Raw genomic sequence first — 25569 nt, 5'->3', positions numbered from 1 at the left:
CACCTTTCGCGCATGATGCTGCAACTTTTTCGCACCCTGACCCTTCCGTACCTGGCTCGGCGGTGGGAACGCACGTTATTAATAATTGCCAGTATCGCTCTGGGAGTGGCCACACTGGTCTCCACCCGGATGCTGAGCAACTGCCTCGCTTCGGTGATCTACGAGACGACTACGCCCCTCGCGGGAGCGGATCTCTACATCACCAACGGGGAAATTGGCGTGGTTCCCGAACTGGCGGAGGAACTAAAAAAAGCCGATATTGCTGGTATCGAACGCATTGTCCCGTTCGTCATCGACCGGGTGGATCTTCCCGGCATGAATGATCGCACGGGCATCCTAATCGGTATCGATCTCAAGGGAATCGAGAGCGGGCAAGGGAACGAACAACTCAAATTCAAGCTGACGCCGATACCACCGTCGCTGTTCAAAATAAGAACCCCGGCTGTGATCAGTCGTGGGCTTTATGAAGAACGACAAAAAATGGGCATTGCCCCGAGCGATCCTTTTGTCATTCGCATCGCCAGCAGCAAGATCGAATTGATGCCCGTCGCGATTCTGGATGTCGATCCGGATAGTCCCGCCGCTCCTTTTGCCCGCAATCTGATCGCGATGGAACTCAATCAGGCGATGGCCACACTTCGAGGCTCCGCGCCGCTATCCGTAATCGCTTTGATGGGGGGTACCGCGAGCATATTAAGTCCCCAGGGAGATCGACTGACTCGAATTGACATTTTCCTGAAGTCGAAATCTGAACTTCAGAAGGTCCAGGAAGAAATTCAAAAAGTCCTGGGCGATCGCGCTCAGGTCCGAACACCGGAAGTCCAGAAGAGATCGACCGAAGAAGTAGTCGGCGGCATTCAAACTAGTTTCACGGTCTGCTCTCTCGGGGCCCTAATCGTCGGGCTCTTTTTGGTTTACAACGCCCTGTCGGTATCGGTGGCGGAACGGCGGCACGATATCGGGATCTTGAGATCCCTCGGTTCGAGCCGGATGCAACTGGCGGGCCTGTTCGCCCGGGAGGCCGCTCTCCTGGGATTCGTGGGGGCCGTGCTGGGGATTCCACTAGGAATTTTCATTGCGGAAACGGCGTTAAATCTATTCCACGAAGAACTGAGTTCTCTCTTTCTGTCGGGTACAATTCAAGTGGCCTGGATCGATGCCTCCATCTGGATTCTGGCTCTGGTCGCCGGCATGCTGACCTCGCTGCTTGCGGCATTGATTCCCACCTGGCAGGCCGCATCCGATCAACCGGCGGAGGTCGTTCGCCGATCACCCAATCACATTTCACCCATCTGGCGAACGTTGCATTGGGGCATGGTGATCTTCCTGGTCACAGTGGGGGTGGCCATGGTCCTCTTCCGGCACTCGCTGCCCTCCCGCTGGGGCAACTTCGCCGGTATGATGGTGGTTCTCGTCGGGCTATTCCTAGCCTTACCGCTGCTGGTTCGAATACTCGCTCAAATTATTCAGCCCTTCCTGCGACTGGTTCTGGGTATCGAAGCACGGCTGGCCCTCGACAATCTGACTCTGAGCCCGGGCCGAACGGGTATAGTGGTCGGTGCTTTGGCCGCCGGAGTGAGCCTGATGTTTCAGACCGCTGGTGTGGGCCGCAGTAACGAGGAACCAGTCAAGAAGTGGATTAACCAGGTTATTCAGGCCGATGCGTATATTTTCTGGGGCAACCTGGCATCGAGTAATAGTTCCGCCACGCCGATGGAATCGACCATCGGCACGCAGTTGAAAGAGGCCGTTCCGGAAATCGATTATGTCGTCGGCATTCACTTCTATCGTCCCGAATTCAACAACACGATCGTTTACTGTCTGGCTATTGATGCATCGCATTATCAGGTCGGGATACAAGCGCGTATTCCCGGCCCCCAAGGCCTGGAATTGTTCAAGAAACTCGCCGATGGCAACTACTGCATCATCTCGGAGAATTTCTCCGTGAAGCATGGCGTCAATCCCGGCGACACAATCCAACTACCCGGGCCGCGCGGACCGGTTTCGCTGAAGGTACTGGGAACCGGACTGGATTACACGTGGAATAAAGGGACGATATTTATCGACCGGCAGAAATTCAAAGAGCTCTTCGATGAAGATTACGTCGATATTTACCACATTTTCTTCAAGAAAGACGTCGATAAAGCGGCCGCTTTCGCCAAGCTGGAAAAGGAAGCGGGCAAGCTCGATCTCTTGACCAAGGATCGGGCCTTTCTGCGCTCATATCTCTACGAAGTGATCGAGAAACTTTACACCATCGCTTACGTGCAGCAGATCATCATCGGTACTGTCGCGGCCCTGGGAGTGATCACCGCACTCTTAATCTCCGTACTGCAGCGACGACGGGAACTGGGACTTTTACGTGCAGTCGGGGCCTCGCGCTTCCAAATTTTGAAAACGGTTCTCGCAGAAGCTTTCTTCATGGGTGTTCTCGGGGCACTCTTTGGCTATGCCCTCGGTTTTCCCATGGAGTGGTTCCTGTTGCGCGTGATTGTATTCGAGGAATCGGGCTTCTATTTCCCGATGCTCATCCCCTGGGCCAAACTGATCTTCATCACTGTGGTTTCGCTAGGCGTGGCTACCTTGGCCGGATTATTGCCAGCGATCCAGGCGATGAGGATGCGCATTACCGATGCGATCGCTTACGAGTGATTGCAAATTTTTGATTGCCTGGCGATTAAATCCAATCGCCTTCTGTCACTCCACTTGCTCGGGACGCGCTCCCGCCTGAGCTAATCTCCCATCAAAATTTTTACTTAATCCTCTATTGACAGAATTTCCAGTCGTGAGCATATTTGGTTAATCAAATTTGATTACTTCGATCTCAAGGAAAGGAGTTCGAACTATGTCGCGACCGGCGGCGAAAGAATTAACGGAACGCGAACTGGAAGTGATGCACATCTTCTGGGAACAGGGTGCGATGACGGCGGCCAGTGCCCGCGAACAACTCTCGCAGAAGCAGCGAGACTTAACTTATACCACAGTGGCGACCCTGGTTCGAATTCTGCATGAAAAAGGCTTTTTGATTCAAAAAAACGATGAACGCCCGTTTGTTTACGAAGCGTCCCAGCCCTATGAAACCGTGTCTAAACGGTTGCTCAATGATGTCATCGATCGCGTTTTTCGAGGATCTCGAGAAAAGTTATTGGTAAGTTTGATCGACCAGAAAAAGCTCTCCCCCCAGGAACGAGCTTTTCTGGAATCGCTTTTGAAGGAGGGTGGATCATGAGCGAACTGGGAATTCAAATCGCTACAGCCTTCTTTCGCATTGGTGCGATTACTGTGCTTGCCCTGATTCTGGCGGAATTGCTGGGAAGGCGGTCTCCCCGAGCGGCCGCACGCTGCCTGACCATCACCAGCATGATTCTCATCGCCCTTTTCTGCTACTCCCTGTTGCAACCGTTCGATCTGGTTCAATGGCAAACTGCTATAGCTGAAAAGGCTGTAAACTCCCCAGAGCAGCCGCTGCCATCGGCCACTTTGTCATCCACTAAAGGCACAGAAAGCGGTCCTGGTTTAGATCTTTTGGCATTGCTATCAAAATTGCAAATCGATGCGCCCCTGCCTGCTCCTTCACGGACTTGGCAAAAGGTCTGGCTGGCTTTGTGTTGCCTCTACATCGGGGCCGGGTTGATAGCTGGTACCAAACTCCTGCTCGCCTACCGCTCCATCCGAAAGTTGCAGCGCAACAGCCAGCCAATTTTCGACGCCGAGTTGTTGACAACAGCTCACAGGCTTCAAGCGAAGTTGAATATTAGCTCGGAAATTGGCTATCGAACTTCCGCGGAAGTCGGCTTGGCCGCGACCGTCGGCTGGTGGAAACCGATGATCTATCTGGCCCCCACCTGGAATAGCTGGACTGTAGAAGAACTGTCAGCAGTCCTCACTCATGAACTCGTTCACATTGCGCATAAGGACTTCCTTTCGTTGACATTAGCCCACATTTGCGAAACTTTGAATGTGCTCCAGCCGCTCTCGAAGTTTTTAACTCAGCGCCTGCGCTGGATGCAGGAATTGGCCGCCGATCAACGAGCGAGTCTGTGTTTGGCCAACCGCGAAGGGTATATCCGTTCGCTGGCGGGCCTGGCCCTTCACCAAACCGAAGGGGTGTCCCTTCGATTCAGTCCCATATCCGCCATTACCGGCGGCTTACTTGTTAGGAGGATAGAAATGTTGCTTAAAGGAAATAATGTCCAACCCGTTTCATCGAAATGGCGAGTTTTGAGTATCGGCCTGTTAATACTGGCCGCCCTGTTCTCAACCAGTATTGGTAGTCAGGCTCGCGATACGAAGGTATCGAACAAGCGGGGAGCGGAATTGTCCCCGTTCATCACGAAATATCTGGCGCCCGATGCGCTGGGCTTTATAGCGGTGCGACCTTCGATCTGGTTGCAGGAACCGGGTGCCGAGGAATTCTCCAAAAGAGTGATGGCCGTGTTTGCGGAGGGGCTCAAAAGAGCGGGTTTAGAATTCCCGAAATCGATTCTCGATAACGGGGTAGAACAACTCGTCATTCAGTTCAACATTAAAAGTTATGAAGCTCCAAATGAAGACGATCATCACCATTCTTTGTTAAACAACAACTTCGTTATTCGTATGCAGAACAAGGTGGATTGGTTGCCCGCACTCAAATCCATGGCCCGATTAATGAAAAGTGAATTGCAAGAGCGTACTTTCAACGACGTGAAACTTTACCAGCTTGTCGAGAAGAACGATTCCGGCAAGATCACCTATACTTACACATTTTTATTTCCGGATGATCGAACCCTGGTAAGCCTTTATCCGTCCAGTCAGGATCCCGAAAAGCTGAAAAACTACATGAACTCACTCGGGACTGTGAACCCTTTTGAAGGCAAGTTTAGCGATTTCGCACAGGCGGGCATTGCGCTGGGTCTTCATGATCAAAAAAATGAATTCGAGAAAATGTTCACGCCGGGCGTTGATGCTCGAATGAAACCTTTCAACGGCATTCGATTGTGCCTCGGAACCAGTCCGGGGGAAGGTGTCCCCTTACACTTAGTGGTTCAGGCGACAGATGAACAGCAGACGAAAAATGTCGTCACGCTGCTAAAAAGCCTTCCGCTATTGGCTAAACCGTTTGTTGAAAAACTAAGCGGGAATGCGACGGTCCCCGAAGACATGCGGTCGGTGGCCAAGCAATTCCTGAATGATATTGCCGAATCGGCCAAGATCAGCTCCGAGAAAAATGTCATCGAATGCGAAGCGACCACCAAGGTCCGAGTCGGCGATTACCTGAGCTGTAAGAGTATTTTGAATGCTCTGGAGCTCCTGCCAAAGTAAACGTGCTTGATCTATAGCCGCTGGAAATTTGGAAAAACCCGGGGGACTGACCTCTTGGAAGTTAGTCCCCTTTGACTCCTACTATCACTTCCCGATTGCTTTTTCGTAGAGCAGATTCACAATCTGCTCGAGTAAATCGAGTTGTTCCCCCTTGGCTATGAACCCCACCTTATCGAGTATCTCGCGGCGGCGTTCCATCCGGCGAATACAATTTTCCACCCCCTGCTGCTGTAACAAACCGCCCACCTCCTGCATCTCCAGGAGTTCCTTCACTTCGGCTCGGGTAAGCCGTTCCATTCGATCGGGGTGATGGCTCAGCCAATCCTTCAGTTCGGGCAGAGTCGCTTGCTCCCGCAGTTGCTTCAGGGCCTGTTCATCCGCGTGGACCTGACCATGCATACGGGGCAACAATCGTTCGAGCGGCAGATCCCGCAACTCGTTGACGCGCAACCCCAACGCGGTCGCGCATTGTGCGATGGTCGCATTCCGAATCGCCCGCGCTTCGGGATCCTTCAGGATTTGACGGGCGGTATGCCGATTGATCTGGGCAATGCGGGCGAAATCCTCCTGATTCCAGCCCCGCTCTTCCACCAGTAAAGAAATTTTGCGAGCGAGACTCAGCGATTCCATAGGTCACGCCCGGATCCGAAAAAGTTGTTTCAGGGAACGACGAGATAATCGGGTAGGCTGAAGGTCATGTCCGACAGTCGCACCCGGCGGATCGGCCATTCCAACGGACCAGTGATCGACTCTTCTCCGGTCTTTTGAGGGATGATCGTTTCCACGATGCGATACGAACCCAAAGTCGTCTCCCAGGCTATCGGTTGTCCTTCCAGGAACGTCGCATCGCTGCCCGCATGCAAAAGTCGTCCTTCCATGCTGCTGCGACCAATCCGACAACCGAACGAGTGCTTCCGCCACTCATGTTCGTATTCGGTATTCAGCAAAAACGCCTGGCCGACGCGAAGTACCGTCTTCACCAGTTCCCCCGGTTTACAGCGGGATCGAAGGATCGATTGCAAGCGGCAGACCTGATCGTAAACGACTTTCAACTCTTCATCGGGCTTGCCGAAGCAGACTGTGCGACTGGCCGTCGCCACCAGACCATGCGCTGAAGCGGTGGCATGAATTAGACATCGATTATTTACAGTCGCTTTCGTGGGGAGACTCCGATAATGCTGTTTCAAGCGATCATCGGCTATCACCGAAAGTGAAATCGGCAATAATCCCCGTTTGACCAATCGATGCCCCAATTGGCCAGCAATTTCTATCTCGGATTCTCCCGGTTGAATGTTGCGAGCCGTCGCTTCAACGGCATGAGCGAGGATGTGACCGAGTTCGCGATACCGCGTCTGCTCGAACTCACTGAGGGTCGATCGCACCTGCCCCAGCGTTTCCGAAATATCGATACAGGCTTTAAACGGCCGATCGCAAGCCACCTTGCGATTCATGGTCAACTGTTCCAGATAGCGATCCCGACCTAGATGCCAGGGATATTCCTTAACGCCGAAACCGAGCCCATCCAGATCGTTATCGAACAGGGGCTGCGTATCCATTGTCGAGCAGATCACCGAGCGATTCATCAGATTGACGAAGATCACCGGTTTTTCCGATTCGGGATACCACTCGTAAAACTGCATCCCGGCGGTGATCCAGCTGATGTTCGCCGGATCGAAGAGCAGGCACCAATCGCATCCCGCGTGCACGAGGATTTTCGATAGTTCCACCTGCCGGGCATCGACATCGCTTCGTCGGGTGGGTTCAATGTGCATTGTGGGCAATAATGGCCCGTTGGCATGGTTCGGCGTTATCGGCGACGATTTGCCATTGAGTCGTTCGAACTTCGAAGATGTATTTGAAACCTGGCTCATCGCGAATTTCGGAGGCGATCCCACATCAGGAGTATAGATACAGTTTTCGAGTCCTTGATACGACCATCGAAGCACATCTTCAACGCTTCGTCCATCGTGAGCGTAATCGGTTCCAGCTGTTCGTCCGGTTCCGGCTGAGCTTCGTGCTGGGTTAGATTCTCGGCGATATACAGATGAAGCTTTTCGTTCATAACCCCCGGAGAGGCAAAGAGATAACCCAGGTAGGTCCACTGGGTCGCCTTGTAGCCGGTCTCTTCGAGCAATTCCCTTTCGGCGGCGTGCTGCCACTCTTCCTTCGGCTCCAGAGTGCCGGCCGGGGCTTCCCATAAAGTTTCGTTCACGACAAATCGAAAGTTCTTCAGAAGACAGACATGCTCCCGGTCGATCACGGGTAGAATTACAACGGCCCCGGGATGCAGGATCACATCGCGCTTGATGAGCTGACCATTGGGAGCGGTATGAGTATCGATCTGGACTTCGATTTTTCGGCCTTTATGGACCGTTTCACGTGCCATAGGAGTCGGACCTGTCGAATTTGGAATTCAGCGAATTCGTTGTAACTATCTTTTGTATGGAAGGATAGAACAACAACGGGCTTTGGGAAGTTGAATTTATCGACCCTCGGTGAGCCTGAGGCGAATTGTCCGTCTATTATTAGGGAAGATTTATAAACCGATGCATCGACGGAACCTTTTCCGGGCTGCGGAACTGGGGGATATCTTCTCGGCCTTCGGGCTGTCGGAGGAACTTCCGCCGGAGTTGACGCTGATTCGCGCCAGCCGGCAGGCCATGGCCACGCTGTTCGAAATATTTCTGCCCTACTCATTGCCCAATTCGATGCAGGCCGCCGATGCCGCGTTTGATCTGATCGATGAAATGGAAGATCAGTTGACCGTTTATCGGAACAGCAGCGAAGTTTCGAAACTCAATGCCTGCGCGGCCTCGGAATTCATCCCGGTCGCACCGAATCTTTTCGAGTTGCTGGTCCGCTGCCAGAAACTCCATCGGGAGACCCAGGGCTGCTTTGACCCGGCCACCGGAGCGATGACGCGAAGCTGGGGCTTTTTCGCCCGGGAGGGAAAAGTTCCTGAGACGGCGGATCGAATACAAGCCATGCACAATTCGGGATTTCGGCATCTGATTCTGGACGCCGAAAAGCAGAGCGTAAAATTCCGTAAACCTGGGCTGGAACTGAACTTCGGCGGAATCGGCAAAGGTTACGCGCTGGATCGAGCGAGTGCCCTTCTGCGACAGAACTGGGGGGTAAACTCTGCCTTGTTGCACGGGGGGTCGAGTAGTATTGTTGCTACGGGCTATCCGGCCGGACAGCCGTTGGGTTGGCCGATTGCCGTGAAACATCCTTGGAATCCCGAGCGAATACTTGGTACACTGTTTTTACGGGATGTGGCCCTGGGGACTTCAGCGGCCACATTTCAATACTTCGAGTATAATGGCAGTAGGCTCGGGCACATTCTGGACCCGCGTAAGGGTTGGCCCGCGGAGGGGGTAGCCTCAGTTAGCGTGATGGCGGCTAACGCGGCGGATGCGGATGCTCTCTCCACGGCACTTTTTGTGATGGGCCTGGAAGAATCGATAGAATTTGGTCGAACCCACCCGGAAATCTCCGCATTGATCCTTCCCGACTCCCCGCACGCCGAATTGATTTCGATTAATTTGCCCTCGCAGTGGGCGACTTTCCGACCCGGATGATTCAGAGAACCTTCCCATGATGGAACAAATCCAGAAGCTCCCCTTACCGGTCCTGTATGTGGGGCTGGGGGCTTTCTTTCTGGCCCCGATTATCGCTGGCATCATGCAGCGATCCACCACCGTCACCTTCATGCTTTTTTTGCGTTTGGCCATCGGCTGGCACTTTTTGTTCGAGGGCCTTCACAAAATCCATTCCGAACATCTGGGTGCGATCGACGGCAACCGCCCTTTCAACTCCGCCGCTTATTTCGAAAACTCCGAAGGGCCGCTGGCTCCCCACTTGCGTAAATTCATTGGTGATCCAGACGAGAAACTGCTTGCCAAGTTGAAAGTGGAAGACGACAAGCCGATGAGCCCCGACTTTCTGACCAAGTGGAGCGAATACTACACCAGCAAGCGGGCCGCCGGGAAAATCAGCGATTCCGATAAAGCCAAGGAAGCCGAACTGAAAAAAGCCGCCAACGACAAAGCACAAGAATTATTCGACAAACTTCCCGAACCGAACGAAGCCGCCCTGCCCGCCGGACTGATAAAAGATTGGACCGATTACGTCGCCAAATTCAAAGCGGCCTACTCGACAACGGACGAGGAAAACAAGGCGATTGATGCTAAATTGAAGGAGGCCAAAGCCAACCTTTACATCTGGCTCAACGGTACTCGCGACACCAAGAAAGCCAGTCCGGGGGGCGGCGGCACAGCGGATGTCGAGGAACCCACCAAGAATACGATCACAAATTATCACAAAAAATTGGATGCCTTGAAGGACACCTTTAAGCTGGAGTTGGAAACGATTGGAACAGATGGCCGAAAAGGGCCCGCGATCACGGCCCTCCGTGGCGATATCATCAAACTACGGGGTGAGTTGAACAAGGACCTGGATGAGAAGACCCAGGAATTGAAGGACGACCTAGTCAAAGTTCTCGGCAAGAGAGCGGATGCTCAGGTTACCGCCAACCTGGATAAACCCCGCAAGGACAATCTTTACTGGGTGAATTTTGCCACACGCTGGGGGGTGTTCAGCATCGGCCTCGGCTTGCTGGCGGGTTTCTTCACCCGGATTGCCTGCCTCGGAGGCATCGTTTTTCTGTTATCCACTTATCTGGTCGATTCGCCGTTCCCCTGGTTGCCGAGTTCGCCGAAGAGCGAAGGGAACTATCTGTTCGTGAACAAGAACATCATTGAAATGCTGGCCCTGATGGTGATCGCTTCCACCCCCAGCGGTAAGTGGATGGGCTTGGATGCCTTCATTTCCAAATTCAAAAATTGGATTCAAGTGCTCATTCTCCTGATGGGAGCGGGTGCCTTTTTCTGGTTCGTGCTTTGGAAGCAGCTGTAATTTATCGTTCGCGGTTGAACCGCTCCTATATCCGATCCGATACTTAGCCGGAGTCATTCTCCATGATTTTAAAACCCGATGAAAAAGATAACGGCAAGAAGAATTTCTATGCCGTCAGTCAGGGGATCAATGCCTCGCTGACTGAAGAACTGGCCAAGCAAAACCTTAAGCCGAGTATGCAACCCATGGAAAAATTCGATGAAGCCGAATTGAATCGACGTGGCTTTTTAAAGACCACGCTTGCCGCCGGGGCCGTGCTGCCGGTTTCCGCAGCCGTCTACTTCGGTTACGGAGCCATGGAAGGTAAACCGGTGAAAGCCGCTCTGATCGGTGCCGGCGACGAAGGCGGCGTGCTTTTAGGCGAGCACAACCCGGCCTACATCGAATTCATCGCCTGCTGCGATATCCGGCCTTCGAATAAAAAGCGCATCATCGAAGGTGATCCCAAAGTTCCTTTGCGAAAAGGCTTCGTGCTGAAGTACGGCCGGGAGCAGGCGGACAAGATTGCTTCCTCGCACATGTACGACGATTACAAGGAAATGCTGGATAAAGAGAAGGAGATCGAAGCGGTCGTCATCGCTTTGCCTCTTCACCTGCATGCTCCCGTGGCCATCGAGTGCATGAAACGCGGCAAGCACGTCCTGTGCGAAAAGCTGATGGCTCGAACCATCACGGCCTGCAAAGACATGATCAAGACGGCCCGGGAAACCGGTAAGATTCTGTCAATCGGGCATCAGCGGCATTACAGCATGCTCTACGCTCACGCCCTGGACATCATCAAGTCCGGGACGCTGGGCGATGTTAAGCACATCCGGGCTTTGTGGCACCGCAACTTCACCTGGGATGCCGATGTCCCCAAGGATCCGCCCCCGGGTATTACCCTGCCGAAGTTCCGCGACGGCTGGTTCCCCCCACCCACAAAAGATGATTACGAAGCCCTGAAGGATTCCTTCAGCAAATACGATTACAAGAGCTTCGAAGAGTTGATTCGCTGGCGCTTGTACAACCGCACCGGCGGTGGTCTGATGGCCGAGTTGGGTAGTCACCAGCTCGACGCCTGCAGCATCTTCCTGGGTAAGGTGAAGCCCCTCGCAGTCACCGGCGTGGGAACCCACTCCTTCTTCGGCATACTCGGTAAAAATCAGAATCGCAACGACCGGTCAATCGACGACCATGTCTTCACGATGTTTGAATTTCCGGGAAAGAATCATCCCAAGGGAGCCAACAAAGGCACCGATGAACACGACGTCGTTGTCGTTACCTATTCTTCCATCAGCACAAACGGCCTGGAACCTTACGGTGAAACGGTGATGGGTTCCCGAGGAACGATGCTGGTCGAAGGGGAAAAAGACGTTTACGTTTACAAAGAGCCGCAACCGGGTGGGGGCGCCGGTGGCAAGGGCACGGCTGTTTCCATCGCCAAAGCGGGAGACGGCAAGCCGGTGATGGCCGCGGCATCGACCTGGGGTGGACCAGCGGCCGCCGCAGTATCTTCTTCCGTGTCCGGTTCGGATGGGCCGCCGGTATCGCGCGGTTACAAAGAAGAAATGGAAGACTTCGCCGTCTGCATCCGCAAGTGGGATGGTAAGATCGGTTACAACCAGAAGGATGGCAAGTTCGAACAGCGCCTGCCGCGTTGCCATGGAGAAGTGGCCATGGCCGATGCGATTCTGGCTCTGACTGCCAACCTGTCGATGGGCAAACGGCAGCGAATTGAATTCGATCCCGCCTGGTTTGATTACACCAAGTCCGATGTGCCCGATAAGGATGTCAATCTGGAAGGTTGATCGTAATAGAGAAAAGCGAACGCGGGAGTGATCTCCCGCGTTTTTTTATTGATGGGCGTGAAGTTCGAATTAATAGGATCGGGCAAAGAGAACGCGACCCTGGGAAGGATTGCCAGTGACCATGCACGTGCCTTCTTCCAGTGGCCGGTCGAAGGGAATACAGCGGATCGTGGCCTTGGTTTCCTCGGAAATCTTATCCTCGGTTTCCCGAGTGCCATCCCAGTGGGCCCAGATGAAACCAGGCTGTTCGATCATTTCCTTGAACTGCTCGTAACTATCTGCGCTACGGATATTCGCATCCCGGAATGTTTTGGCTCTGTTGTACAGGTTTGCCTGAATCTCTCGCAATAAGTTGCTGATTCTTGAAGCCGCTTCGGTCAGCGGCACTCCCATCGTTTTGCCTTCTTTACCAGGGATATCGCGGCGAGCCACAACGCAGGCCTGTTTCTCCAGATCCTTGGGCCCCAGTTCCACGCGAACGGGAATACCTTTGAGCTCTCCTTCGGCAAAACGAAAGCCGGGTGAGTTCTTGAAGTCGAGATCCAGTTTCACGCTGATCGGCTGGAAACCGAAGAAGTCCTCTCGTGGTAATGCCCGAAGCTCCGCGGCCAGTTTTTCTGCAGCGGCAATTGCCGGAGCCCGCTCTTCGTCGGTTCGACCCATGGGGCAAATCAACACATGTGTCGGAGCCAACCGGGGCGGAATAACCAAGCCATTATCGTCGGAGTGCGTCATGATCAGTCCACCAATCATGCGGGTACTGACACCCCAGCTGGTCGCCCAGGCATGTTCCCGTTTTCCTTCCGTGTTCTGGAAGGTCACATCAAAGGCCTTGGCAAAGTTCTGACCGAGGAAGTGGCTGGTACCAGCCTGCAAAGCCTTGCCATCCTGCATCATGGCCTCGATACACAAAGTGTAGATAGCCCCGGGGAATTTCTGACCTTCGCTTTTGGGACCGACGATCACGGGCATCGCCATCCACTCTTCCGCGAACTTCTGGTAGACGCGAACCATCTGTAGCGTTTCGGCTTCCGCTTCCTGCTGGGTCGCATGGGCCGTATGACCTTCCTGCCAGAGGAACTCCGCCGTTCGAAGGAACAATCGGGTTCGCATTTCCCAGCGAACCACGTTACACCACTGGTTGATCAATAAAGGCAGATCGCGGTAGCTTTGGATCCAGTTGCGGTAAGTGTTCCAGATAATCGTTTCGGAAGTGGGCCGGACGATCAGTTCCTCTTCCAGCTTGGCTTCCGGATCGACGACAACACCTTGTCCCGGAATCGATTTGAGCCGGTAGTGCGTGACCACCGCGCATTCCTTGGCGAACCCCTCGGCCATCTGCTCTTCCTTGGAGAAGAAGGATTTGGGGATGAACAGCGGGAAATAAGCATTTACGTGACCGGTCGCTTTGAAAAGGCCATCGAGCGCTTTCTGCATGTTCTCCCAGATGGCATAGCCATTGGGTTTGATGACCATGCAGCCGCGAACATCGGAATTCTCGGCCAACCCTGCCCGATAGACGATGTCCTGATACCATTCGGAGTAATTGGCGGCCCGGGTCGTGATCTTGTTATCATCTTTGGCGGGTGCCGAGGACTGCTGTTTTTTTTCGGCCATCTTTCACATCCTGAATAAACGAAATTCTGTCGGGAAATTGTATGAGTTGAAGGCCCGGTTGCTGTACTTCGGAAATTAATCTACTCCCGGTAATACGAGAGAGAAATTTTCGAAATGGGGTTCGGCTCGTTCCCGTGCCGGGAGGATTTCAGCCGGAGAGTTGCTAGAGTAATATTCGTTGTTCAGAAACCGGATGACCTGTATGAATTGGAGTCTGAAATGCGGACGATAATTGAATCCCCGGGCGCCCCCAAAGCGATTGGTCCCTATTCTCAGGGCATCAAAATCAAAGCGAATGAACTCATCTATCTCTCGGGTCAGATCCCGCTCGATCCGGTGTCGGGTCACGTGGTGGAAGGGGGCGTCGAAGCTCAGGCGGAGAGAGTACTGGAAAATATCACGGCTCTGTTGACCGCCGCTGGGGCGAAAATGACTGACGTTGTGAAGGCGACTATGTTTCTTAAGGACATGAACGATTTTCCGAAGGTGAATGCGATTTATTCCCGGTATTTTCCGACAAATCCTCCGGCCCGTTCGACGATTGAAGTGGCCCGGCTGCCTCGGGATGTACTGGTGGAAATTGAAGTGATTGCCGCCCTTTAAGCAAATAGCACATTAATACTGCAGGGTAACTTGAAGGAACGCGGCCATTAGCGGGTTTACTTTGGAATCCGCTCCGCCGAATCCGTTGTAGAGTTGTTTAAAACCGTTGGCGGGAATCAGCGTCGAAACCCCGCCGAGCAGGATTACATTATTGGATAGTAAGGGCCGGTATTCCAGGCCGGTACTGATATCGGTTCCAATTTCCCGGTCGATATTCCCCTGAAACACAAATTGCTGAAGCACGGCCGTCTTGTCGAACCATAGAAAATTGACGTTGTTCACGCTTTTGAGCTTCGGCGTGATGTCGGCATCGAAGCCAATATTGATGAGCTGCAAACCGGGATTCACAAAGTTCGCCTGCCCCTGTGTTTTGCTGCTTCGCAAGTCGACCAACAAGCTGTCTCGCTGGGTCAGATTGACTCCGAATAGTGGTATCGCCTGCCGTTGCCAGAAGCTGAATTCGCCGCCGGCAAAGTTGGGATCGTCCATGATCGAATCGAATCCGGTGGCATGGCTATTGTTGATTTTCCCATCCCCGGATTGCCAGAGGCCACTGACTCGAAAGCGAGCCCAGTCTCGATCGTAGGACAATTCCAGTGCGGCCATCTGAGCATTAATGTCCTGCCGCTGATTCGCCAGCGGATTCATGCTGTCGGTACCGAGGGCCCAGTAAAATGCATGGGAAATATTGAAATGGTCAATATGTCCATCGCCGGCCCAACCCAGGTAGACCGTCTCCACGCGGTGAGGCTGAAAGATACCAACCGGATCGGGACGAACCAGAAAATCATTGCTGTCATAGTGCAGGGACGGTGCGTCGTTGTTGTAATGCACACTGGCTTCGGCAGTATAGCCCGGGAACAGAAAATCCTGCCGGTAGTAATTGGCGATAATCACTGTCTGATCGCGGTCGTTAAACGAATTCAAGCCACTGTTGGTATCCTTTTCCAGCATTCGAAAAAAGACCAGGTTGTATTGATCCCGGTTTCCATCCAGGGTGCCGAATAATCGAACACCTCGATTGGTATCACTGAAGATAAAGCCACGGAAGTCACTGGTGAAAGGTTGAGCCCCGGCTCGGACGCTCAGAAAATCGTATTCCGGGCTGACGTCGGCGATTTTGTATTCCGCAAACCATTCCTGTAGCGTCGCCCAGGATCGTTCGCGAGTGGTCCCCTTCTGCACATCCACATTTACCACGCCCAGTTCCTGGGCATTCAAGTAGTTCGCATTGAACGCGGGGGTGAGATTCACCCGCCAATCCTGCGGTTTAAACGAAGTGTCCCCGCTGAACAGATCGAAAGATACCGTCAGAGTGTTGTTGAATAGGAAAGAATTCGGTCTGCCAAAAAAATCGGTCGTTCCCGCCCGCGCGGTCGACTCCAACGGCGTGGTTGCCGTGGGGAGTTGACGACCTTCGAAGAGCATCGTGTTTGTGGCTGTAATGTTGAGGAATGTGTGCTGCCCATAAATGGGATAATCGCCTTTCAGCACATTTTGGTTGTAAGGATCCAGGAGACTGCCTCGCATATGGAGGTAATCCTCTCCATTGGGGAAGCCGCGATTGTACCGGTCGTAGGCCGGTAAGCCGAGCCGCCACCGATCTTCGACCGGTTCGAAATCGGCATTCGCCCCATGGCGATTTTTTACGCTTGTTGTTCCCGCATACCCGGCGGGCTGATCGTAATCGACCGGCTTTAAACTTGGCTCTGCCTGCTTCGGCTCGGTTTCCGCCAGTTTCACTTCCAGAGGTCGGTCGAGGATCGGCGGATTCGTAACAGTCGATTCGGGCTGTGTAGGAATTTGCGAACTCTGGGCTTCTGCAGAGAACGATCCTGCAAGGATCATCAGCGCAGCCGGAATGACGAACGGCACTCGCATCTGCAGCTTCCGAGGATTTACCTACGAATCTGTTAACTTGTATCGACCATTCGGTCGCTCTTAGATGAATTATTCTCTTTTTCCAAAGATTACTTGAAGAATTGACGATCAATTCGACATGAGGAAACGCATCGTCCCAACCTTTGAAACTCTTCACGAGCGAAATCCCGCCTCGTCCATCCAGCTCGTGAGTGGCCTACTGACCATCATCGGAACCGAGGGGGCCGACCGTATTTTAATTTCCCGGGATGCTATTGGAAGAATTGTGGTATCGGAGTCGGGGCACCTGAGCTATTTTCAGAATTCCCAGGTCCAAAAAATCGAAGTGGACACCGGAGCCGGAAACGATCTGGTTTCTATTGCCAAGAGCGTGACTCAACCGGCCACGATTACAGGAACATCCGGAATCAAACTGTTCCAGGCTGGAGGCGGTCCGACAACGATCATCGGGGGAACCGGAAAAAACAAACTGGTGGGAGGCGCCGGAGCCAATACTATCGAGACCAGCGGGGGATCGAACCTGGTGGTTGGCGGGACCGGTTCGAACAGCATTACAGCCGTAGCGGGCCAGAGTACTATTCAACGAGTTACTCCCAGCGATTCCATTACTTCCAATTCCACGAACAATATTCTGGTCAATTATCCGACCGGTACGGTCGCGGCTAATGGAGCCAACACGGTTCTGACCCAAACCGACGTTCAGGCGATTCTCCAACGGGCTTCGCAAGTCTCCAGCAGCAACAACGCGATCATTGCAATTGTGGATAGAAATGGGACAATCCTCGGAGTCCGAGTGGAATCGGGTGTCGATCCGGCCATTCTGGACAATACGACCTCACTGACATTCGCCATTGATGGTGCAGTCTCGCTAGCTCGAACGGCCGCCTATTTCTCGAACGATCAGGCACCTCTTACATCGCGTACGGTGGGCTTCATCAGTCAATCCACCATTACACAAAGGGAGGTTGACGCCAATCCCGATATTGCCGATCAAAACTCCACGGCTTATGGACCCGGCTATGTCGCCCCCGTCGAATCGGGCGGCCACTACCCGCCAGGAATTGCCAATACGCCTGAAGTCGACTTGTTCGGGATCGAACACTCGAATCGCGACAGTTCATATAACGCGGGCACCTATGTGGTGAACGGCCAAGTGGTTCCGGCGGACCGCTTCAATATCGATCCGAATTATGTACCTGCCGGCCAGGCGCTGGTGACGCCCGACTCTTACGGCTATGTCAGCGGTATTCTTCCGCAGGCTCAGAATCGTGGCATCGCCACGCTCCCCGGTGGCGTGCCGATTTACAAAGATTATGGGGGCTCTTCTCGGGAACTGGTCGGAGGCATCGGGGTATTCTTCCCAGGTAAGACCGGATTTGCCACGGAAGAGAATTCGAGTTTGAGCGCGACTTATAATCCGAATAAGCCGGATCTATCCCTGCAAGCGGAGTATATCGCCCTGGCGGCGGTTTCCTCTTCATTCCTGGGCGGCACGACGCCGACCCTCAAAACAATTTCCTCGGTACCCCTTGAGAACGTGACTTCGCTTTCCCAGATCACCAATCTTCAGATTAGTCTCGGTGGAATCACCCTGAATATCTTTGGCCCCGGCGGAGTTAACGGGATTTATACCTTGATCGGTTACGGCCAAACGCTCGGGACAAGTGTCGCCGAAGGTACCGATATGAAGGTCGATACCGGAGGTGATTTGTACTTATCGGGCAAGCCGGTTCCGAGCGGATGGCTGGTGCTTCCGCATAACGGCGTCGGCATCACCGGTGCCCAAGCGCAGCAGATCATCGTCAATGGGATCAATCAAGCCAATCAGACACGTTCGGCCATCCGTTTGCCGCTGAACAGCACCGCCAAAATGGTGCTGGCGGTCACGGATCAAGAGGGCAACGTCGTCGCCCTCTATCGGATGCCCGATGCGACGGTGTTCTCTCTGGATATAGCCGTAGCCAAGGCCCGAAACGTGATGTACTACGATGATCCCACACAGCTGCAGCCTATCGATCAGGTTCCGGGAATCCCCGCCGGCACGGCGTTTACCAATCGGACCTTCCGTTATCTGGCCTTGCCGCGCTTCCCGAGTGCTGTGGATGGCACCCCGCCGGGTCCCTTCTCGATTTTCAATGATGGCGGCAGTAATTTAGCCACAGGTCTTACCGTGGGCTCGCCACTGCCCGCCTCCGCTTTCCAAAGCGTCTATGGCTATGATTCGTTCCATCCCCACACCAACTTTCGGCAGACGGCCAATCCCAAGAATCAGAACGGTGTGGTCTTCTTCCCCGGCAGTTCGCCGCTGTACCAGTATTGGCAAGGCAAATCGACTCTGGCCGGTGGATTTGGTGTGTCGGGTGACGGTGTGGATGAAGACGATCTGGTCAGTTCGGTGGGAGTCTCCTCCATGCCGGTACCAACTAACATCGTGATGGCCGATCAAACGTACTACAAGGGCGTGCGATTGCCCTATTCGAAATATGATCGCAATGCCACGGGCGGAGTCGTCGGCTGAGAACGGCGGACTTCAGTTAAGCCGAGTAAGCTTTGCGAGTTATACATAGTTTCTGCCCACGCCCTCCTTTCGGCCGCCTTCCCAGTTCGTTTAGGTTGAATCCGGAAAATGCGGCTTGTCGAAACGTCCCAAAGAAGCCACTTCAAGGGACGAAAATATGTCGAGACTATTAGTTATCGGGATTGTGCTATTCGCGCCCTGTTTACTGACGGCGGAGGAACGTCCACCAATCCGTACTATTACCGGTCCTAGTGCATCGCGCGATCAGGGGGCGGGTTTAATCGGTGGAGGGCGTCTGTTTAAGGGCGATCCAGCCGCCCAACCAGCGGATGGAACGTTCGGCTGGGATTATGTGGGCAAAGGGCAGTTCATGCATCGCATTTTCCTGGGTTGGAATCACGATCGCAAACAGCAGTTCCATTCTGGTGGAACCTACAACACAGAGGGAACGACTTTGAAGAAAAACTAATTCTTCTTCAAGGCTTCCACGCAGACCGGACCACTTTTTTGAGCGGTCCACATCGCCGGAATTTCCCAGCCCATGCTGGATAAGTTCAGATTTTTGTTGATATAGGGGATTGGCGACTTATCGTAGAACATATCGGTGGGATAGGTGGCTGCGGGCCGCGTTGACTCCGCAGATAGTAAACCGGCATAGACCAGGGCTTCCAGCACAATTTCCGCACACATATAGCGTCCTTGAAGCCCCTTTGGCTTGCCCAGATAATTGGTTCGCAACAAACCCCGCGACCGAAAAGGCGTCAGCTGCAAGGCAAATCGACCAATCGCATAGGGATGTTCGGCAACCGAATAGGCGAAATGCGTGAGAGCGTTAGACTCAGTCTCTCCAATCGGAGACTTGCGTTTGCGTATCCAGATGGTTCCCTTGTATTCGTAAAATCGTTTCGTGATCGGAGTCACTTTTGTAATCGGCTTATCATTGTAGCCCGCCTCCAAGATTCCCATCTCGCCGTCAGGCATCTTTACCACAAGCCCTGCATGTCCCGGAACCGGCTGCGTTCGTGCAATCAAATAAAGCAACGTCCATACGAAATTGGTATCGCTGTAAAGGATGATGTCGCCGGCTTGCGGCTGATAAGCATTGAGCGGTGGACGGGCCTGTTTATCGATTGAATAGGCCGGCTGCCAGGTAAAACCATACGGTGCTGCAGACGCGGGAAGGGAGTTTCCGTTTAAATTGTCCTGAAAAACAGGAAAGCATAGGCTCGCAAGGTAGACAAATACTGCGTTCATATTCAGTAGCCTCGAGAGTCTTCTTCATGATGATACACGATTGAAATCTGAACGGATTGGACTAAGAAGGCATTGAGCCGCTAAAACTTGCAGAAAATCAGAGGCTTTTCGGACCAGCACAGTTGAGCTTTCTATAGTGATTGAAGGACTTCTTTGCACAATCCTTACAATCGGCATTTTCAGAAATCGTCTACACCCTTGACAGCCGCATTTCAATACGGGATACTATTGGGACAAGGAGGAACCACATCGGCCGAATTCGCAGGGATCGCGATGTGTCCCAACAAGAGCTCAGCATATTTCGTTCCAGTACGTCGATACTTGTTGGAAGAACAAGAGTTGAAGAAATGCATGAGGCTGCGAATTTCGCTTGCCTGCAGTCACCTAACGAGTAGCAAACTACTTGACATCGCAACCGACTAATCCCGGCGATTCGAACGTGCAGCGGAATTCAGATGCCGCTCAGAAGTCGCGAAGCGAGGCGTCGCCTTCTCCTGTCGATGCTCATGAAGCTCCCACAATCATCTCTTCCCGCCAAAATAAGATCACCCTCGACCAGCGGATCATCGAACGCATCCCCAGCCGTCAGCTAGGGCCTTACCAGTTAATTGAAACCGTTGGTACGGGGGGGATGGCCGCTGTCGTCCGCGCATTGGATACCAGCCTGCACCGGACTGTCGCGCTCAAAATTCTGCCCCCGGAAATGGCCCAGGATTCCGAGCATCTGGAACGTTTTCGTCAGGAAGCTCGGGCGGCCGCGAAGCTCGACAACGATAACATCGCGCGGGTGTATTCCATTGGTGAAGATCAGGGGCTCAATTTCATCGCTTTCGAGTTCGTCGAAGGCGAAAATCTCCGTCAGCGCATGAGCCGGGTGGGCGGTCGCCTTTCAATCGCTGAGGCAGTTCCACTGATGATGCAGGTGGCCGCCGGTCTGTCGCATGCGGCTTCTCGCGGCGTCGTTCACCGGGATATCAAGCCCTCGAACATCTTGATTACGCCTGAGGGTAAAGCAAAAATCGTCGATATGGGCTTGGCCAGGAGCATGGACAATCTGGCTTTCGATGGGGGAATAACCCAGTCCGGGATTACACTCGGGACCTTCGATTATATTTCCCCGGAGCAGGCAATAGACCCGCGTCGGACCGACATTCGATCCGACATTTACTCACTGGGCTGCACCTTTTATCACGCCATTACGGGACGACCTCCGGTGCCGGAGGGTACGGCCACTCAGAAATTACAGTTTCATCAGAATACCGAACCGATTGACCCCCGCCGGTTGAATCCTCTGATCTCCGAAGAGTTGACGATGATCCTGGCTCGCATGATGGCCAAGGATGCCAATCAGCGTTATCAGCATCCAGATCAATTGATTCAGCACCTTTATCTGCTTACGCAGAAAGAACAGATTGGCATTTCCTCGGCGAAAGTGGAAACTCTGCCGCGCGACCTTACCTATAACGAACCGATTCTGCCGGAACCTCCCCGCTTTTCACGCACGGCCCTGGTAATTGCCGTGAGCTTGCTGTTAGGCATTTTCACTTGGATATTAGGCGGGTTTCGCAACAAAGAAGAACCGATTGCCAGCGGCCCCTTCTGGGTTTCCGAGAAAGAAAAAAAATCGAATTCCAGTACCGACACTTCGGAGCCTAGCAACACAGCGCCGAACGTCAATTCTGAGGGCCCGCAGACCGCTTCGAATGTAATGGAACTTCGCAAGCTTATCGAACAAGGCGTCAGCTCGATTGTTTTGAAGCCGGGAGAAACTTACGATCTTAGCCGGGCGCTCCGCAAGGACGATCCGGTGAAGCCGCTCAAATTCAGCGCATCGCAACTGGTCCTCGATGGCGGTGACGGAGTCAGCCCCGCTCTGCTGATTATGAAAATCCCCACGCCGCTGGAAGAGCGGATGGGTTCGCCACACACGCTGCAAATTGCTGACACCGTCAAGAAAATCAAGCTTCGCGGCGTGCAGATCGAGTGGATTTCGGGGGAAGGCGTACCGGTGAATTCGGCCTGGAAAATGCCGCTTCTCGAATCGTTTCAAGCCGATCGCTGTGCCTTTGTAACTACCTCATCCGGTTTGGTCGATATGACCAGCGGACCGACTGCTCAAATTGAGTTTCCCGGCGATGCCGATCTTCCTCCAACTCTTTCCTTCGATCGATGCTACTTCGGGCCATCGAAAATCGGTATTCGGTTGATCGGTCCAACTGAGGTGCATTGTCGAGAATGCGCCTTTGCCCCGAGTGACGCGGCCTTCAAACTTTCTGGCGACATCGGGCCGGGCAAGGCCACTGAAATTCAATTGAAGATGTCCTCCGTAATGATGAAAGGGGGATCGTTTCTGGAAGTGGACGATTCGGTGCCATTCCACTTCTCCGCGGACCAGAGTATTTTCAGCTCCAGCGATGAAACCTCTTCCAGCATGGGTATTCTGGTGCGTCAACTGGGAGATTTATCCAAAGATTCGCGTATGGGCTATGTGAAAGAGTCGGATGGAGGATCCGGCTTTCACGGCAATGCCTACCATAACACCGCCATTTTGCAACTGAAAGACATGAATCTCGGTTTTGCCGAATGTGCTCAGCAAAATTTGCCGTTCGTCGATGGCAAAGCCGTTCAGGTCGGTTTCCCGTGGGACCAGCGCGATCCTTTGAAGAAACTCTACGATCCGCAATTGCCACTTCGCAGCCGGCTGAATTCCGCTTTCCGGGTGATGCTGAAACGATCGGCCCTTCGCATTCCAGGCTCGCCTCAGAATGTCTTCGGGTTGGATAACATGCTCGGCAGCGCCCTCTACGATTCACCCCTGCCACAACCTTTTGATGCCAAACTGGCCTCCACCCGAATCGTTCAACCGGATCTCCCGGAAACGGAAACCCAACCCGCGGGTGTATATCGCTCTCTTCGAAACGCCATCGAGGAAGCGAAACCGGGGGATGAAATTCTGCTGCACTGGAATGGCACTCACGACGAACGCTCGGTCGATCTCGACAAACCGAATTCTCAATTAACCATTCGGCCGGATGAAAACTGCAAACCGATCCTTCAATTGACCAGTCGGAAGCGGGAACAGGCTTTGTTCAAGATCGCCGGCGGCGAAATCCATTTCGAAAATCTGCAATTCCGTCTGCGCAACGAAAAAGGTCAGAACGATTCTTCTCGCTCGATCGTCTCCTTGCCCGGCGGTGGACTGTGCAGTTTCAAAAATTGCGTGGTGACCTTCGAGGATCAGGACGGCATGTCCGTAGTCCAGCTAGAAGATCCCCGCGATGAAATGATGATGAATGATAGCATGGAGAAATGGCCCATTCCTCGCATTACATTCGAAAACTCCCTGATCCGAGGTAAAGGCAAACTCCTTTGCGTGAAGTCGAGCCGATCCTTCGATCTCGATGTGAAAGATACACTGGCTGCACTCAACGGCAGCCTGATTGACATCAATCCCACCACGCTCGATGTCACCGGCGTGAATTCGACTCAAGTCCATTTGCATCGAACGACCACTTACCTGACCGGCCCGCTTTTTGAGATCCTCGCGGCGGCCAAAAAATTGGATATGAAAGGATGCGGTATTGTTCCGATCCAAGCTCTGGGTACGCAATCGCTTTTCATACCCGCTTCCGGAAGTACTTCTCCGCTGGTGAAGATGGAACATGTGGAGACCGAGAATCTCATGAAGGATCTTTTCAACTGGCGCGGCTCCAAAGATAATTTTTACGGTTACGACAAAACGACCCAGAATCTGATCGAGCGGACCAGTGACAATCCGGAAGCTCTCACGCCGATGCCGATCGATCCCGATCGCTGGCTGGAACTGTTTCGGGAAAAGGATCACCCCTTCGGGAAGGTCAAATTCCTCGGTAGCGCCCTGGAGAATGGAAAGGCCTTTAGCTCCTTGAAGCCCGCCGATTTTCGACGAAAAAATGACGATTACTCCGATTCGGGTGCCACACTGGAAACGCTTCCCACCCCCTACGGTGAGGAAAAGTTAAGCCCCTCCAGCAATTAGTCTCCCCCTCCTGCACGCTACTTTCAGCAGATTTCCCCCAGCTTCGCAAGTGGATCGCTCAAAACGAAGCGTTTGTCGAAATCGAATAGTGAAATGGCGGATTTCCTTTTTGCCGCTCCCGTCTATTTCGGTTAACCTGTCGGGATGAATTCTCTCTCTCCGATTCTGGAAGTTCGTGAAGTACGCAAGGAGTTCCCTGGCGTCCTGGCACTCGACAATGTCTCACTGAAGGTTTATCCCGGTGAAGTCCTGGCTCTGGTGGGAGAAAATGGTGCCGGCAAATCGACTTTGATGAAAATCCTGGCCGGGGTATATAGCGTCGATGAAGGCGATATCTACGTCGATGGTCAACTGAAGATCATCAACAATGTGAACGACGCTTTGAAGGCCGGTGTTAGCCTGATCCACCAGGAATTGAATCTGGCGGAAAACCTCAGCGTGGCTTCCAACCTGTTCTTGGGTCGGGAAATTCGTCGGGGAGGCATCTGGCTGAATCAGTCGGCGATGCGAGATGCGTCGCGAAAACTGCTCAAACGCGTGGGCCTCGACGAGAGTATCGTAAACCAGACGGTCTCAACTCTGGCGCCCGGGCAGAAGCAACTGGTCGAGATTGCCCGAGCCCTCTCCTTCGATGCCCGCATCATCATCATGGATGAGCCGACTTCGAGTCTCACCCAGAAAGAAACCGACACGCTTTATACGGTGATCGACGACCTCAAAGATGCGGGCGTCACCATCATCTATATTTCGCACCGGTTGGCCGAAGTGAAGCGGTGTGCCGATCGGGTCGTCGTTCTGCGGGATGGCAAAAATGCCGGGGAAATTGCCCGGGAGAACATCAGTCACGATACGATCATCAAGTATATGGTCGGCCGCGATCTGAAAAACATTCATCCCCGCAGCGAGCGCTTTCCGGGCGAGACAATTCTCGAGTTAAAGAATGTCGTTTATCGCGGCGGGCCGGAAACGCCAGTCTCTTTCAAGTTGCGAGCTGGAGAAATTACTGGTATGGCCGGCCTGGTGGGTGCGGGCCGTACCGAGTTGGCCGAAGCCTTATTCGGGATTCGCCCGATTATCGGCGGGGAAGTTTCCATTGATAGCGAGAACTTCCAGCCTCACCATCCCAGCGACTCCGTTGAGCGGGGCTTGCTGCTCGTTCCCGAGGATCGCCGCAAACATGGACTCATTCTGGAAAGAGGCTCCGGCTTCAATATCAGTCTCCCCAGTCTGCCGAGTCTCAGCGCATTCGGTTTTTTGAAGTTTAAAGCCGAGCAAGCTTTGAATGAAGAGTTCGTGACCCGGTTGCGTGTGAAGACCCCCAATTTATTTCAGCCGGTCGGATTCTTGTCGGGTGGCAATCAGCAGAAGGTCGTGCTGGCCAAGTGGCTGGCCCGAAATCCCAAAGTGCTGATCCTGGATGAACCCACACGAGGTGTGGATGTCGGAGCCCGCCAGGAAATCTATCAGAACATCGATAACCTGGTGCAGCAGGGAATTGCCATTCTGATGATCTCTTCCGACATGGAAGAAGTTTTGGGAATGAGCGATCGCATTCTGGTTCTGCATGAAGGCAGATTGACCGGCGAACTCGAACGGGATCAGTTCAGCGAAGAAGCGGTCATGAATCTGGCTACAGGCTTCGAAAAATCCAAAGTTGGCTATTAAGGATACTC

General features: G+C 53.3%; 17 protein-coding genes. 11 read left to right on the top strand and 6 right to left on the bottom strand.

Translation table 11 applies throughout. From position 1 onward, the window contains the following. The first annotated feature begins 12 nt into the window (after positions 1–12). The 3 genes from KIH39_RS03180 to KIH39_RS03170 all read left to right on the top strand — a co-directional run bounded on the left by KIH39_RS03180 (position 13) and on the right by KIH39_RS03170 (position 5301). Positions 13–2652, top strand: a complete 2640-nt coding sequence (locus tag KIH39_RS03180; protein WP_213497825.1) for an FtsX-like permease family protein — start codon at positions 13–15, stop codon at positions 2650–2652. A 193-nt stretch (positions 2653–2845) separates the two neighbouring features. Beyond that, positions 2846–3229: a BlaI/MecI/CopY family transcriptional regulator gene (locus KIH39_RS03175; RefSeq protein WP_213497824.1), complete on the top strand. Its 384-nt coding sequence runs from the start codon at positions 2846–2848 to the stop codon at positions 3227–3229. Further along, on the top strand, positions 3226–5301 hold the full coding sequence (locus KIH39_RS03170) for a M56 family metallopeptidase (protein WP_213497823.1): 2076 nt from the start codon (positions 3226–3228) through the stop codon (positions 5299–5301). Before KIH39_RS03175 ends, KIH39_RS03170 begins: the two co-directional genes overlap by 4 nt. 84 nt (positions 5302–5385) lie before the next feature. On the opposite strand, the gene KIH39_RS03165 is transcribed toward KIH39_RS03170, so the two are convergent. From KIH39_RS03165 to KIH39_RS03155, 3 genes are read right to left on the bottom strand one after another with little or no spacing between them, the layout of a single operon-like run. Further along, positions 5386–5931: a hypothetical protein gene (locus KIH39_RS03165; RefSeq protein WP_213497822.1), complete on the bottom strand. Its 546-nt coding sequence runs from the start codon at positions 5929–5931 to the stop codon at positions 5386–5388. Between the two features lie 29 nt (positions 5932–5960). Further along, the gene (locus KIH39_RS03160; protein ID WP_213497821.1) at positions 5961–7172 is read right to left on the bottom strand and encodes a M24 family metallopeptidase; all 1212 of its coding nucleotides are present in this window, start codon (positions 7170–7172) and stop codon (positions 5961–5963) included. Next, a complete protein-coding gene (locus tag KIH39_RS03155) occupies positions 7169–7687 on the bottom strand; it encodes an NUDIX hydrolase (RefSeq protein ID WP_213497820.1) in 519 nt (172 codons plus the stop codon). Before KIH39_RS03155 ends, KIH39_RS03160 begins: the two co-directional genes overlap by 4 nt. Positions 7688–7847: 160 nt before the next feature. On the opposite strand from KIH39_RS03155, the gene KIH39_RS03150 reads away from it, so the two are divergent. From KIH39_RS03150 to KIH39_RS03140, 3 genes are all read left to right on the top strand, one after another. Further along, a complete protein-coding gene (locus tag KIH39_RS03150; RefSeq protein WP_213497819.1) occupies positions 7848–8882 on the top strand; it encodes an FAD:protein FMN transferase in 1035 nt (344 codons plus the stop codon). Between the two features lie 16 nt (positions 8883–8898). Continuing rightward, entirely contained in the window at positions 8899–10218 is a 1320-nt protein-coding gene (locus tag KIH39_RS03145) for a DoxX family protein (RefSeq protein WP_213497818.1), read from the top strand. A gap of 62 nt (positions 10219–10280) precedes the next feature. Continuing rightward, complete coding sequence (locus KIH39_RS03140) at positions 10281–12005, top strand: Gfo/Idh/MocA family protein (RefSeq protein WP_213497817.1); 1725 nt, start codon at positions 10281–10283, stop codon at positions 12003–12005. A gap of 69 nt (positions 12006–12074) precedes the next feature. On the opposite strand, the gene proS is transcribed toward KIH39_RS03140, so the two are convergent. Then, positions 12075–13622 (bottom strand): proline--tRNA ligase, encoded by a 1548-nt coding sequence (gene proS, locus KIH39_RS03135; protein ID WP_213497816.1) that lies wholly within the window; start codon positions 13620–13622, stop codon positions 12075–12077. A 219-nt stretch (positions 13623–13841) separates the two neighbouring features. Here proS and KIH39_RS03130 point away from each other — a divergent pair, with 219 nt between their 5' ends. Next, complete coding sequence (locus KIH39_RS03130; protein ID WP_213497815.1) at positions 13842–14225, top strand: RidA family protein; 384 nt, start codon at positions 13842–13844, stop codon at positions 14223–14225. Positions 14226–14237: 12 nt separating this feature from the next. Here the strand turns inward: KIH39_RS03130 and KIH39_RS03125 are convergent, their stop codons facing one another. Continuing rightward, positions 14238–16106, bottom strand: coding sequence for a hypothetical protein (locus KIH39_RS03125; protein WP_213497814.1), 1869 nt, complete (start codon positions 16104–16106; stop codon positions 14238–14240). Positions 16107–16224: 118 nt separating this feature from the next. Here KIH39_RS03125 and KIH39_RS03120 point away from each other — a divergent pair, with 118 nt between their 5' ends. Further along, complete coding sequence (locus tag KIH39_RS03120; protein WP_213497813.1) at positions 16225–18624, top strand: heme-binding protein; 2400 nt, start codon at positions 16225–16227, stop codon at positions 18622–18624. Between the two features lie 157 nt (positions 18625–18781). Beyond that, on the top strand, positions 18782–19093 hold the full coding sequence (locus KIH39_RS03115; protein WP_213497812.1) for a hypothetical protein: 312 nt from the start codon (positions 18782–18784) through the stop codon (positions 19091–19093). On the opposite strand, the gene KIH39_RS03110 is transcribed toward KIH39_RS03115, so the two are convergent. Beyond that, positions 19090–19878, bottom strand: coding sequence for a hypothetical protein (locus KIH39_RS03110; RefSeq protein WP_213497811.1), 789 nt, complete (start codon positions 19876–19878; stop codon positions 19090–19092). The genes KIH39_RS03115 and KIH39_RS03110 overlap by 4 nt on opposite strands. Positions 19879–20317: 439 nt before the next feature. Between KIH39_RS03110 and KIH39_RS03105 the strand changes: the two genes are divergently transcribed. Both KIH39_RS03105 and KIH39_RS03100 read left to right on the top strand, forming a co-directional pair. Beyond that, positions 20318–23896 carry a serine/threonine protein kinase gene (locus KIH39_RS03105; protein WP_213497810.1) on the top strand — a complete coding sequence of 1193 codons (3579 nt, stop codon included), beginning with the start codon at positions 20318–20320 and terminating at the stop codon, positions 23894–23896. Between the two features lie 144 nt (positions 23897–24040). Next, positions 24041–25561 carry a sugar ABC transporter ATP-binding protein gene (locus tag KIH39_RS03100; protein ID WP_213497809.1) on the top strand — a complete coding sequence of 507 codons (1521 nt, stop codon included), beginning with the start codon at positions 24041–24043 and terminating at the stop codon, positions 25559–25561. Positions 25562–25569: the final 8 nt, after the last annotated feature.

The organism is Telmatocola sphagniphila (assembly GCF_018398935.1).
GTDB lineage: Bacteria > Planctomycetota > Planctomycetia > Gemmatales > Gemmataceae > Telmatocola > Telmatocola sphagniphila.
Note: the sequence above shows the minus strand (reverse complement) of the source record. Positions and strands in the feature narration are given on the sequence as shown.